At 57.4% G+C, this 12,819-nt stretch carries 11 protein-coding genes; all 11 read left to right on the top strand.

Features of this window, described 5'->3' with window-relative positions; translation table 11 throughout:
• The first annotated feature begins 10 nt into the window (after positions 1-10).
• The 11 genes from D9980_RS04240 (at position 11) to D9980_RS04190 (ending at position 12,813) form a co-directional block, all read left to right on the top strand.
• Positions 11-1,468, top strand: coding sequence for a hydrogenase 4 subunit D (locus D9980_RS04240; protein ID WP_121606500.1), 1,458 nt, complete (start codon positions 11-13; stop codon positions 1,466-1,468).
• Positions 1,469-1,479: 11 nt separating this feature from the next.
• Positions 1,480-2,130, top strand: a complete 651-nt coding sequence (hyfE, locus tag D9980_RS04235) for a hydrogenase 4 membrane subunit (RefSeq protein WP_024487063.1) — start codon at positions 1,480-1,482, stop codon at positions 2,128-2,130.
• A gap of 4 nt (positions 2,131-2,134) precedes the next feature.
• The gene (locus D9980_RS04230) at positions 2,135-3,718 is read left to right on the top strand and encodes a hydrogenase 4 subunit F (RefSeq protein WP_121608947.1); all 1,584 of its coding nucleotides are present in this window, start codon (positions 2,135-2,137) and stop codon (positions 3,716-3,718) included.
• Positions 3,661-5,451 carry a hydrogenase large subunit gene (locus tag D9980_RS04225; protein ID WP_174469079.1) on the top strand — a complete coding sequence of 597 codons (1,791 nt, stop codon included), beginning with the start codon at positions 3,661-3,663 and terminating at the stop codon, positions 5,449-5,451. The genes D9980_RS04230 and D9980_RS04225 overlap by 58 nt, the downstream gene beginning before the upstream one ends.
• A 10-nt stretch (positions 5,452-5,461) precedes the next feature.
• On the top strand, positions 5,462-6,007 hold the full coding sequence (gene hyfH, locus D9980_RS04220) for a hydrogenase 4 subunit H (protein ID WP_121606499.1): 546 nt from the start codon (positions 5,462-5,464) through the stop codon (positions 6,005-6,007).
• Between the two features lies 1 nt (position 6,008).
• Positions 6,009-6,794 (top strand): NADH-quinone oxidoreductase subunit B family protein, encoded by a 786-nt coding sequence (locus D9980_RS04215; RefSeq protein ID WP_121606498.1) that lies wholly within the window; start codon positions 6,009-6,011, stop codon positions 6,792-6,794.
• Positions 6,784-7,200, top strand: a complete 417-nt coding sequence (locus D9980_RS04210; protein WP_024487075.1) for a formate hydrogenlyase maturation HycH family protein — start codon at positions 6,784-6,786, stop codon at positions 7,198-7,200. The genes D9980_RS04215 and D9980_RS04210 overlap by 11 nt, the downstream gene beginning before the upstream one ends.
• A complete protein-coding gene (hycI, locus tag D9980_RS04205; protein WP_024487074.1) occupies positions 7,197-7,649 on the top strand; it encodes a hydrogenase maturation peptidase HycI in 453 nt (150 codons plus the stop codon). The genes D9980_RS04210 and hycI overlap by 4 nt, the downstream gene beginning before the upstream one ends.
• Positions 7,650-7,984: 335 nt before the next feature.
• A complete protein-coding gene (gene fdhF, locus D9980_RS04200) occupies positions 7,985-10,129 on the top strand; it encodes a formate dehydrogenase subunit alpha (protein ID WP_121606497.1) in 2,145 nt (714 codons plus the stop codon).
• A 280-nt stretch (positions 10,130-10,409) separates the two neighbouring features.
• A complete protein-coding gene (rfaQ, locus tag D9980_RS04195; RefSeq protein ID WP_121606496.1) occupies positions 10,410-11,579 on the top strand; it encodes a putative lipopolysaccharide heptosyltransferase III in 1,170 nt (389 codons plus the stop codon).
• Positions 11,580-11,598: 19 nt separating this feature from the next.
• Positions 11,599-12,813, top strand: coding sequence for an O-antigen ligase (locus D9980_RS04190; protein ID WP_121606495.1), 1,215 nt, complete (start codon positions 11,599-11,601; stop codon positions 12,811-12,813).
• Positions 12,814-12,819 lie beyond the last annotated feature (6 nt).

Here is a 12,819-nt window from a genome sequence, read left to right as displayed (position 1 = left end):
GAAACCCATTATGGAAAATACGCTCTGTTTGCAATATACCGCCCTCGCCACGCTACTGCTGCCGTTTATCGGCGCACTGCTGACGGCCTGCGTGCCGCAACGGATGGCCAAGTGGATCTGTACCCTGTTCGCGCTGTTGGCCACGCTGGGTACGGTGGTCATCGGCTGGCTATTCCTGGCCCATGGCAAGGCGGATACGACCATCACGCTGCTGCAATACGGCAACGTGGCGCTGTTCGGCTTTATCATTGACCGCATCAGCACGCTGATTGTCTTTGCGGTGGTGTTTCTTGGCCTGCTGGTCAGCCTGTATTCCACCGGTTACCTCACCACGGCCAACCGCGAACATCCCCACGAGGGCAGCAACCGTTATTACGCTTTCCTGCTGATCTTTATCGGGGCGATGGCCGGGCTGGTGATGTCCTCCACCATTCTGGGGCAGTTGCTGTTCTTCGAGATCACCGGCGGCTGTTCCTGGGGGCTGATTAGCTACTACCAGACGCAGAAGGCACAGCGCTCGGCCATGAAGGCCCTGCTGATCACCCATATTGCCTCGATCGGCTTATACCTGGCGGCGGCGACGCTGTTCCTCAATACCGGCACCTTCGCCCTGAGCGCGATTGCGCAGCTCAACGGTACGGCCAGCCTGGTCGTGTTTGGCGGCATCCTATTTGCAGCCTGGGGGAAATCGGCCCAGCTTCCGTTGCAGGCCTGGCTACCCGATGCCATGGAAGCCCCTACCCCGGTGAGCGCCTATCTGCACGCCGCCTCGATGGTGAAAGTGGGCGTCTACATCTATGCCCGCGCCATCCTGTCTGCGGATGCGGTACCGCATATTATCGGCTGGGTCGGCATCGTTATGGCGACCATCACCCTGATTTACGGTTTCCTGATGTATCTGCCGCAAAAGGATATGAAGCGACTGCTAGCCTGGTCCACCATCACCCAGCTCTCCTATATCTTCCTGGCGTTATCCATTTCCATCTTCGGTTCCAAAACCGCCTTTCTGGGCGGCGTGGCTTACATCTTTAACCACGCGTTTGCCAAGAGCCTGTTCTTCCTGGTGGCCGGGGCGCTGAGCTACAGCTGCGGCACCCGGATGTTGCCGCGCTTGCAGGGCGTGATGAACAAGATGCCGCTGCTTGGCGTGGGGTTCTGCGTGGCCGCGCTGGCGATCACCGGGGTGCCGCCGTTTAACGGTTTCTTCAGCAAGTTCCCGATTTTTGCCGCCGGTTTTGCACTGTCGCATGAGTTCTGGCTGATGACGCCGCTGATGGTGCTGGTGCTGATCGAGTCGGTCGCCAGCTTTGCCTGGTTCATCTATTGGTTTGGGCGCGTTATTCCTGGCAAACCCAGTGATGAGGTGGCACAGGCCGCTCCGCTGCCGCTGGTGATGAACGTGGTGTTAGTGATTCTGATCGCGATGTCGGTAGGTTCCAGCGTGATTGCCGTCGCCTGGCTTGGATAAGGGAGTTGATTATGACTGGTTCACTTATCGTCAATAACCTCGCGGGGCTGATGATGGTCACCTCGCTGCTGGTGATTGGCGCCAAACGGCCCGTGGCCTCGTGCTGGCTCTATGCCTTGCAGTCGCTGCTATTGGTGCTGATCTTCTTGACGCTGGGGCAAACCCTGGGCGCCCACCAGCTCACGCTGTGGGCAATCAGCGCCTTTATCACCAAGGTGGTGCTGGTGCCGGTGATCATGGCCTATGCCTTTCGCAAAATGGACGATCCCTCGGCGAACGGCAGCCTGATCGGCCCGGTGATGCTGATGCTGGCCGCGGCGGTGATTGTGCTGCTGTGCTGGTTTGTGGTGGAGCCGGTGCAGGTGCCGCTGCTGGCCTCGCTAAAACCGGCGCTGGCGGTATCGCTGGGGCATTTTATGCTTGGCCTGCTGTGTATCGTCACCCAACGCAACATCCTCAAGCAGGTGTTTGGCTACTGCCTGATGGAGAACGGTTCGCACCTGACGCTGGCGCTGCTGGCGAATCGCGCGCCGGAGCTGGTGGAAATTGGCATCGCCACCGATGCCATTTTTGCGGTGATCGTGATGGCGGTGCTGGCGCGCAAAATCTATCGCACGCTCAACACGCTGAATGTTGAACAACTGACGGCGTTGAAGGGGTGAGATGATGAGTAATACCACCATGCTGTTTCTATTACTGCTGACGCCGCTGGCCTTCTCGCTGTTGACCTTTGCCTGCCGGTTGCTGGGCAATGCGGCACGGGCCTGCGTCACGTTGTTGCACTTTGTCGGTATCATGCTGCTGCTGGCAGTTTCCCTGTGGGTGGTGATGCAGGTATACCAGCAAGGCGATATTCTGGCTGCCGGACGCTGGCTGCATCTGGATAGCCTGAGCGCGCTGTTCCTGGCGATCCTCGGCATCATTGGCTGCCTAACCGGGCTTTACTCCATTGGCTATATGCGCCATGAGGTCGATGAGGGCGAGATTTCAGTAGCGACGCTGTGTCACTACTACGGCTTTTTCCACCTGTTCCTGTTCACCATGCTGTTGGTGATCACCAGCAATAACCTGATCCTGATGTGGGCGGCCATCGAAGCCACCACGCTCAGCTCGGCGTTTCTGGTGGGGTTGTACGGGCAGAGCTCCTCGCTGGAAGCGGCCTGGAAATACATCATTATCTGTACCGTCGGGGTGGCCTTCGGGCTGTTCGGCACCATTCTGGTGTACGCCAACGCGGCCAGCTTTATGCCCGATCCCAACGACGCCATCTTCTGGACGGAAGTGCTCAAGCACGCCACACAGTTGGATCCGATGCTGATGCATCTGGCGTTTGTGTTCATCCTGATTGGTTTTGGCACCAAAACCGGGCTGTTCCCAATGCACGCCTGGCTGCCGGACGCCCACAGTGAGGCACCAAGCCCCACCAGCGCCCTGCTCTCTGCCGTGCTGCTCAACTGTGCGCTGCTGATCATCATCCGTTACTACATCATTATCAGCACCACGCTGGGCCATGACTTTACCGGCACACTGTTGATGGTGTTTGGCTTCCTCTCCGTCGCGGTGGCGGCCTTCTTTATTCTGGTGCAGCGCGATATCAAACGGCTGCTGGCCTACTCCAGCGTAGAAAACATGGGGCTGATTGCCGTGGCGATCGGCATCGGTGGCCCGCTGGGCATCCTGGCAGCGCTGCTGCATACCCTGAACCACAGCCTGGCAAAAACTCTGCTGTTCTGCGGCTCCGGCAACGTGCTGCTGAAGTATGGCACCCGCGATATCACCGTGGTGAAAGGGATGCTGAAATGCATGCCGTTCAGTGCCGTGCTGCTGGCCGGGGGGGCCTTGGCGCTGGGTGGCATGCCGCCGTTCAATATCTTCCTCAGTGAGTTTATGACGGTCACCGCCGGGTTGGCGGCTGGCCATATTACGTTGACCATCGTCTTGTTGCTGCTGCTGACGGTGGTATTGGCCGGGTTGGTCCGCATGGTGGCCAGCGTGCTGTTCGGCGCTAAACCCGAAGAGGTCAACAAAGGCGAACTGGGAGTACTGACGACCTTACCGATGGTGATCCTGCTGGTATTGATGCTGGTGATGGGCACCCATATCCCACAACCGGTCAGCCGACTGCTGGAAAACGCGGTCCACATCGTGATGAACAACAAGCCTGGCACTCATGCCCAGCCATTGAGCTGGCCATGGGCCGTTCAGAATCAATCCTCTGCGGCCGAACCTCAGGCAGGAGAAGTAAAGTGAGCTACGAAACCCACGTTTTGACCCTCAATAACGACGAAAAACTCGGCAAAGGCTATCTGGCCAAAGTACGCGAGAAGTTCCCCTCCGCCCTGCTGGATGCCGAGTGGCAAACCGCCAATCAGGTCACCATCACGGTCAAGCTGAACTCGTTACCCGAGATCGTGGAATATCTTTATTACCAGCTGGGCGGTTGGCTACCGGTGCTGTTTGGAAATGATGAACGTACTTTGACCGGCGATTTCGCCGTCTACTACGTGCTGTCGATGGAGGAAGGGGAAAAGTGTTTTATCACCGTCAAGGCTCAGGTTAGCGCCATCACGCTGGAGTTTCCGTCGGTCACCCCGCGCGTTCCCGCCGCCGTGTGGGGCGAGCGTGAAATCCGCGATATGTACGGTTTGATCCCGGTAGGGTTGCCGGACGAGCGCCGCCTGGTGCTGCCGGACGATTGGCCAGACGATCTTTACCCGCTGCGTAAAGACACTATGGATTACCGCCAGCGCCCTGAGCCAACCACCGATGTGGAAACCTACCCGTTTGAAAATGCGGCCACCGGCGAATCACGGGTGGTGCCAATCGGGCCGATGCACATCACCTCCGACGAGCCAGGGCATTTTCGCCTGTTTGTTGACGGCGAGCGCATTGTCGATGCCGACTACCGGCTGTTCTACGTGCACCGTGGCATGGAGAAACTGGCCGAAACCCGTATGGGCTATCAGGAAGTCACCTTCCTGTCCGACCGGGTCTGCGGGATCTGCGGCTTTACCCACAGCGTGGCCTACACCACCTCGGTGGAAAATGCGTTGGGGATCTATGTGCCGCCCCGCGCCCATGCCATCCGCAGCATTCTGCTGGAGGTCGAACGGCTGCACAGCCACCTGTTGAACATCGGGCTATCCAGCCACTTTGTCGGCTTCGATACCGGCTTTATGCAGTTCTTCCGCGTGCGTGAAAAATCGATGACCATGGCGGAGCTGCTGACCGGATCGCGTAAAACCTATGGGCTCAACCTGATCGGTGGCGTGCGCCGTGACATCCTGAAAGAGCAGCGGGTTAAAACCATCAAGTTGATCCATGAGATGCGCGCCGACGTGACGCAGCTGGTAGAGATGCTGCTCGGCACGCCGAATATCGAGCAGCGCACCAAAGGCATTGGCCTGTTGGATCGGCAGATCGCCCGCGACTACAGCCCGGTGGGACCGATGATCCGCGCCAGCGGCTTCAAGCGCGATATGCGCTTTGACCATCCTTATGCCAACTACGGCTCGTTGCCGAAAACGCTGTTCACCTTCGACGGCTGCGACGTGTATTCACGAGTGATGGTGCGCGTACAGGAAGTGCTGGATTCGCTGGCGATGATCGAATACGGCCTGGATAACCTGCCGGGCGGCCCACTGCTCACCGAAGGTTTCCGCTACCAGCCGCACAAGTTTGCCTTGGGCTATGCCGAAGCCCCGCGCGGTGAAGATATCCACTGGAGCATGCTAGGAGATAACCAGAAGCTGTTCCGCTGGCGCTGCCGGGCGGCCACCTACGCCAACTGGCCAGTGCTGCGTTACATGCTGCGCGGGAATACGGTTTCCGATGCCCCGCTGATTATCGGCAGCCTGGATCCCTGCTACTCCTGTACCGACCGCGTCACGCTGATCGATATCAACAAGCGTAAAGCGAAGACCGTGCCGTACAAGGAGATTGAACGCTACGGGATCGAACGCACCAATTCACCGTGCAAGTGAGGGAGGCAGCATGCTGAAACTGTTTAAAACCATCCTGAAGGCCGGTGAAGTCACGGTGAAATACCCGTTTAAGCCGCTGGAGGTGTGCCCGGGTTTTCGTGGCAAGCCAGAGTACGATCCTGAGCAATGTATCGCCTGCGGCGCCTGCACCGTGGCCTGTCCGGCCAATGCGTTAACCATGGAAACTCATGAGGCCAGCGGCGAGCGCGTCTGGCAGTTGTTCATTGGACGCTGCATCTTCTGCGCACGCTGTGAAGAAGTTTGCCCGACGCGGGCGATCCGGCTGTCGGAAGATTTTGAAATGGCGGTGATGCACAAGCCCGATCTGTATATCCGCGCCACCTTTACCCTACTCAACTGCCGCAGTTGCCAGCAGCCCTTTACGCCAACCAAATCGGTGAATTACGCCTTGGCATTGCTGGCCCACGCGGGCATGGGGGCAGACAGCATTGAGGCCTTACGGCCACAGTTCGAGACCTGCCCCGCCTGCAAGCGTAAACAGACTCTGAGCCAGCATCGGCCAATGAAACTGAGCCTTTCGGCGGGAGCGAAATAACATGACGATGCCCGATATCAAGGTCAATCATCACCGCAGCACGCCGATCGCCATTGATGAACAGACCGCCAAACTCAAGAGCAAGTTGCTGAAGGATATCAAACGCTCGGCCTACGTTTATCGCGTCGACTGCGGCGGCTGCAACGGCTGTGAGATCGAGATCTTCTCCGCCATCACGCCGGTATTTGATGCCGAACGTTTTGGCATCAAGGTGGTGCCCTCACCGCGCCATGCCGATATTCTGCTGTTTACCGGCGCGGTCACCCGGGCCATGCGCGTGCCCGCGCTCAGAGCTTACGAGTCGGCACCCGACCCGAAAATCTGTATCTCTTACGGTGCCTGCGGCTGCGGCGGCGGGATTTTCCACGATCTGTACTGCGTCTGGGGCGGCAGCGAGTCGATCGTGCCGATTGACGTGTGGATCCCCGGCTGCCCACCGACGCCTGCCGCCACCATCTACGGCTTTGCCGTAGCGCTGGGCTTGTTGGAACAAAAGCTGAAGGGTGAAAACCACCTTGAGCAGGCCGATGAAAAAGCGGCATTGCTGCTGCCAGGCATCCCACTGCATACCCGCGTACTGATTGAACGCGAGGCACGCCGTCTGGCGGGCTACTATCAAGGCCGCATCATCAGTGACCGTTTCCTCTCCCTGTTGGCCGGTGCCAGCATGGATGCGGCCACGTTGCGCCTGGAAGAATGGTTGCAACAGGAAGGCGATCCCCGCCTGCGCGAGATAGTCGCTTGCCTGGTTGACTGCCTGCAACAGGAGCTGCCCCATGCAAAATGAAGGTAAGGCGGTGTTCTGGTCGTTACGCCAGAAGTTTCTTGATAGCGATGACGATATGCCTGCCCAGGCGCAGCAGGTGATGTATTACTCGCTGGCGATTGGCCATCACGTGGGGGTGATTGACTGCCTGAATACCGAGCTAAGTTGCCCATTGCCGCAATATCAAACCTGGGTTGAGCTGTTCCCGGAGGGGGAGGCCCAACGCAAGATGCGAGGCCTGCTGACCTTTGGCGAAATCACCATCGACTCCACCCACACCAGCCTGCTGGCCAATGCCCTGGCCCCGCTGATTGATAGCCAACCGGCTCCCTTTAGCGAATGGAGTACTAAGCTGCTCGGCTTGCTCGCCGAGATTGAGCGCGAGCCTGCTATCTATCTGATTGTGAAAAAGGTGACCAACCCATGAATGTCGTACTTACCGTAGGCAATAGCATGATGGGTGACGACGGTGCTGGGCCGCTGCTGGCCGAAATGATGGCTGACGCGCCAATCGAGGGTTGGATCGCCGTCAACGGCGGTTCCACCCCCGAAAACGTCACGCATCAGATCCGCGATCTTAAGCCCAGCCGGTTGGTGATTGTCGATGCCACCGATATGGAGCTGGCTCCTGGCGAGATCCGCATCGTCAATCCTGACGATATTGCCGAGATGTTCTTTATGAGCACCCACAATATGCCGCTCAATTTCCTGATCGACCAGCTACGTGAGGATATTGAGGAAGTGATATTTCTCGGCATTCAGCCGGACGTGGTGATGTTCTATTTCCCGATGACGGAGAAAGTGACGCAGGCGGTACGGGTGATTTATCAGCGGTTATCAATATGGGATACGGGGGAAGGTTTTGAGCGGCTCTGAATAGCAGCGCCTAATACCGCAACACGAAAGCTTGAGGCAGGTGGGGATCATTGCAGGTTAGCCGACCGTTGAGCGCAAGGATGCGCGATACGAGCCTCCAGGGACGGATTCACGGCGTGTCGGCGTTCTGCATGATCCCCGCCTGTAACACCATCAACCACAGCAACTTGAGTGTTTTGGATGATGACAATAAATGCGAGTCGTTAATCCACATCAAGTCAGCGTGGCACAATTTATGCTTCAAATAAGTGAGACACATTTTTCGTCACCGGGGAGATTTTCTGGTCCAGTGGCGTGTTGAGCAATGTCGAACAGGTTTAAAAAGGAGTGCTGAGATGAAAACAGTCATCACGGTCTGCCCTTATTGCGCTTCAGGTTGCAAAATCAACCTGATAGTCGACAACGGCAGGATCGTTAAGGCCGAAGGCGCTAACGGCGTGACCAATCAGGGCGAGCTATGCCTGAAAGGGTATTACGGCTGGGATTTCGTTCACGATACCAAGATCCTGACGCCACGGCTGAAAACGCCGATGATCCGCCGGGAACGGGGTGGCAAACTGGAATCGGTGTCTTGGGAAGAGGCCATTGAGTTCGCCAGTTCACGCCTGCTGGCCGTTAAAGAGAAATACGGCCCGAATGCGATTATGACGACCGGCTCCTCACGTGGGCCCGGTAACGAAGCCAACTATGTGATGCAGAAGTTTGCTCGCGCCACCGTCGGTACTAACAATATCGACTGTTGCGCACGCGTCTGACACGGCCCCTCGGTTGCAGGTCTGCAGCGATCGGTCGGTAACGGCGCCATGAGTAACTCAATCTGCGAGATTGAGGATACCCAGTGTATTTTTGTCTTCGGCTATAACGCCGCGGACTCGCATCCTATTGTCGCCCGCCGCATTCTCAAGGCGAAGGAGAAAGGAGCCAAGGTCATTGTTTGCGATCCACGCTATATCGAAACGGCGCGTATTGCGGATATCCATTTGCCGTTGAAAAACGGTTCCAACATCGCCCTGATCAACGCACTCGCTCATGTGATGATTGAGGAGAACCTGTACGATCAGGCGTTTGTTGAACAGCATACCGAGCAGTTCGATGAGTACCGCGCCATCGTGGCGGACTACCCACCGGAGTCGGTTGAAAAAACCACGGGCCTCACCGCCCAGCAGATCCGTGAAACGGCACGCATGTATGCCGGCGCGCCAACAGCCACCATCCTGTGGGGCATGGGCGTCACCCAGTTCTATCAGGGCGTGGAAACCGTGCGTGCGCTGACCAGCCTGGCGATGCTGACCGGTAACCTGGGCAAGCCGAACGTCGGGGTTAACCCGGTGCGCGGACAGAACAACGTTCAGGGTGCCTGTGATATGGGCGCGTTGCCTAACACCCTGCCCGGCTATTTCCAGGTAACGGATGCCGAGGCACGGGAAAGGTTTGCCAACGCTTGGGGGATCGACGCAATGCCAGCCGAGATCGGCTATGCGTTGAGCGAAGTGCCGCACAATATCGACCATGGCAAACTCAAAGCGCACTACATCATGGGGGAGGATCCGCTACAAACGGAGCCGGATTTAGCCACCATCCGTAGAACCTTTGAGAAGCTGGATCTGCTGATCGTGCAGGATATCTTCATGACCAAAACCGCCGCGATTGCCGACGTTATTTTCCCGGCAACCTCATGGGGCGAGCATGAAGGGGTGTATACCGCGGCAGACCGCGGCTTCCAACGCTTCTATAAAGCAGTGGAACCGGTGGGCGATGTGAAGACGGACTGGCAAATCATCAGCCTGATGTCGACGGCCATGGGTTACCCGATGCACTACAACAACACGCAGGAAATCTGGGACGAACTGCGCGAGCTGTGCCCGATCTACTACGGCGCTACCTACGAGAAGATGGCGGACCTGGCTTACATTCAGTGGCCTTGCCCAACGTTGGATCATCCGGGTACCCCTTATCTGTACGAAGGCGGGGAATTCTCTCGGCCCGGTGGCAAAGCGGAGTTCTTTACCTGTGAATGGGCTCCGCCGATCGATCAGCTCAGCGATGAGTTCCCGTTCGTGCTGTCGACGGTACGCGAAGTGGGCCATTATTCCTGCCGTTCGATGACCGGCAACTGTAAGGCACTGGTCGCGTTGGCCGATGAACCAGGCTATGTGCAAGTCAACTCGGAAGACGCCGCACGGCTAGGGATTGAGGATCAGGCATTGGTGTGGGTACGCTCCCGTCAGGGCAAGGTCATTACCCGTGCCAACGTCAGCGAACGCCCTAACCGGGGTGCGATCTACATGACCTACCAATGGTGGATCGGTGCCTGTAACGAGCTGGTGGCGGAAAACCTCAGCCCGATTACCAAAACGCCGGAATACAAATACTGTGCCGTGCAGATTGAGCCGATTAAGGATCAAGAGCAGGCAGAACACTATGTTCAGCAAGAGTACAGCAAGATCAAACAGCGCCTCCGCGAGGCCGCTGCGGGCTAATCTGTAAAAGCCGAACCTCAGGGACGAGGTTCGGCTTTCCACGCATCTCTCACCACCCGCTATTCATCCTTACACTTCTGCCAGTGGCTGCCATACTAAAATTCTTAATAGACGATTTATCCCATGGCTCACAAACCCGCACAATACCCCCTTACTTTGTCCTGGATTGATCGTTTTCAACGATCGGTCTGATCTTATTGATCTGTACAACCAATTATCTTTGTCTTACCGCCACCTATAAGATCGCCTTTTATCGTTCTCTGGGATATATCAGCAAAATATGACGTTCGCGATGAGTGCTGGCAAGGCCGTGTTACCTGACCGTCGCTTGCCCAACGGACTACTGCACCGCGATCGGGTACAGCGCATCCTGGTTATCAAGCTGCGTCACTTTGGTGACGTCCTGCTAACTACCCCGTTGCTCAGTACGCTGCGCGCCAATTACCCCAACGCCCTGATTGACGTGCTGGTATATGACGGCACCGAGGCGATGCTGGCGGGCAATCAGGATGTCTATCTGACCTATACCGTCGATCGCAGCCTAAAACGCCAGGGCTACAAGGCACAGTATCGCGGTGAGCAAGCCCTGTGGAACAGCCTCAACACCGGCCACTACGACCTGGTGATTAATCTGTCCGACCAGTGGCGGGCGGCGTTGTATTGCCGCTTTCTCAAACCGACGTTCAGCCTGGGGTTTGCTTACCCCAAGCGTAATAATCAGCTGTGGCGTGCTTGCCATTCGTTGTTGGTGCCGGTGGACGGGCATGACCAACGGCACACCGTGCTCAATAACCTCTCGATTCTGTCCCCGTTGGCCTTACCCACCTTGGTGACCAAGGTGACCCAGGCTTACCGGCAGCGCGATATCGATGAGATTAATCGCCTCAGCCAACATCATCACCTGACGGATTTCGTGCTGATCCAGCCTACCGCGCGTTGGGCATTCAAAACTTGGTCGGTGGCGGGATTCACACGGGTTATCGACCATCTCACCGCCAACGGAGAAACCGTGTTGCTCACCGGGGGACGTTCTACCGATGAGATCGCCATGATAGCCGCTATTCTGGCCCACTGCGCCATGCCACAACGGGTGGTCAATCTGGCCGGTCGCCTGGACCTGCCGGAGCTGGCCGTCTTGATCGATCGGGCGAAGCTGTTTATCGGGGTGGATTCAGTAGCGATGCATATGGCCGCCGCCTTGCAGACGCCTTCCGTCGTGCTGTTCGGCCCCAGCAATCTGCAACAGTGGTCACCCTGGCAGGCTCCGCACATCCTGTTATGGGCAGGCAACTACCGCTCATTACCACACCCATATGAGGTGAACACCGCTACCTCTGAACGTTATCTGGACGCCATACCCGCCAATGAGGTTATCCGGGCCATAAACCGCCAGCTCACCTGCCTGGAAATCCCAACTTCCCGCACGGTGAATGACACCGTGTTTAATTAACCCTGATTTGAGCCACTCCATGCCATCCACCGAACCGTGTTCTGTATCGTTACTCTCCCCTGCCCGCCTTCGGCTGTTTGGCTTCACGGCGTTTTTGCTCGGTGTGTCCCTGCCGACTTCCAATGCGCTGATGAATGCTTCGCTGGTGTTGGCGGCGATATGTCTGCTGTGGCAGCGTGACTTTCGCCACCTGATGCCTTTGCTCAAACAACCGCTAGTGTGGCTGCCCGCATTGATGTTTGCACTGCTGGCCGCCTCGTTATTGACCCAGCACCACGAGTACGGCCCAAAGATGGTCGGCAAGTATCAAAAGCTCCTGTTTGTACTTCCTCTGGCGCTGTTCTTTCTCACCGACACCAGGCTTATCACCCGGTTTATCAGCGGTTTTCTGCTCGCCAATGCCGTGATACTGGCGATCAGCCTGACTTCGGGGATCGGGCATGTGACGCTGGGTGGCCTCGATCCGCAGAATCCAACGGTGTTTAAACTGCAGATAACCCAGAACGTGTTTATGGCGTTTGCTGCGTTGATATGGCTAACCCGTGCTTTTGCGCAATCAGGCGTGCTGCGTTGGTGTTATGGGGCATTGGTTCTGCTGGCAACGGCGAACGTGCTGCTGATGGTACAGGGGCGTACCGGCTATGTGGCGCTATTGGTCGGCGTGGGGCTTTGGTTGCTGCTGACGCTGCCCCGCTGGCAGCGGTTAGGCGTTCTAGCCTGCGGCTCGCTGCTGACTATTATGCTGATTTTCATCCCCAATAGAGCGACGGAGCGCCTGACGCTCGGCCTTGCTGAGGTACGCAATTGCGTGTTGGCCCCGGCAGAGCAGGCCTATCAGGCTTGCGACAACTCAATGGGGCAACGCACCGCCTTTGCCCGCGAATCACTGCGCCTGATAAAACAGGCCCCGCTGCTGGGTAACGGGGCCGGGAGCTTCTGGTATGGCAATGCGCAGACCGGTTACGGCGTACATAACCCGCACAATGAGTATCTGCTGGAAACGGTACAAAATGGCTTGCTGGGGCTAGCGCTGTTTCTGGGGTGGATGTGGTGCTGCTTCCGAGCGGCCTGGCGGCAACCAACAGCCTGCCGCAACCTGCTGGTTGCCGTGCTCGGCAGTTATCTGGCCTGCCACCTGTTCAACTCATTCCTGCTGGATTCCGCCGAGGGGCATCTGTTTATGGTGTTGGCCGCCGTACTGGCAGGCTACCGCGTCGCCCATCGGCCTGTATAGCCTAAA

This window comes from Serratia sp. 3ACOL1 (genome assembly GCF_003668775.1).
GTDB lineage: Bacteria > Pseudomonadota > Gammaproteobacteria > Enterobacterales > Enterobacteriaceae > Chania > Chania fonticola.
This window is presented reverse-complemented; position numbering and strand designations above follow the sequence as displayed.

Excerpts from the sequence above, each read along its gene's own strand:
- rfaQ (WP_121606496.1), top strand. The coding sequence starts at position 10,410 with ATGACGTTCGCGATGAGTGCTGGCAAGGCCGTGTTACCTGACCGTCGC.
- hyfE (WP_024487063.1), top strand. The coding sequence starts at position 1,480 with ATGACTGGTTCACTTATCGTCAATAACCTCGCGGGGCTGATGATGGTC.
- D9980_RS04225 (WP_174469079.1), top strand. The coding sequence starts at position 3,661 with ATGGGCCGTTCAGAATCAATCCTCTGCGGCCGAACCTCAGGCAGGAGA.
- hyfH (WP_121606499.1), top strand. The coding sequence starts at position 5,462 with ATGCTGAAACTGTTTAAAACCATCCTGAAGGCCGGTGAAGTCACGGTG.
- D9980_RS04190 (WP_121606495.1), top strand. The coding sequence starts at position 11,599 with ATGCCATCCACCGAACCGTGTTCTGTATCGTTACTCTCCCCTGCCCGC.
- D9980_RS04240 (WP_121606500.1), top strand. The coding sequence starts at position 11 with ATGGAAAATACGCTCTGTTTGCAATATACCGCCCTCGCCACGCTACTG.
- D9980_RS04210 (WP_024487075.1), top strand. The coding sequence starts at position 6,784 with ATGCAAAATGAAGGTAAGGCGGTGTTCTGGTCGTTACGCCAGAAGTTT.
- D9980_RS04215 (WP_121606498.1), top strand. The coding sequence starts at position 6,009 with ATGACGATGCCCGATATCAAGGTCAATCATCACCGCAGCACGCCGATC.
- D9980_RS04230 (WP_121608947.1), top strand. The coding sequence starts at position 2,135 with ATGAGTAATACCACCATGCTGTTTCTATTACTGCTGACGCCGCTGGCC.
- hycI (WP_024487074.1), top strand. The coding sequence starts at position 7,197 with ATGAATGTCGTACTTACCGTAGGCAATAGCATGATGGGTGACGACGGT.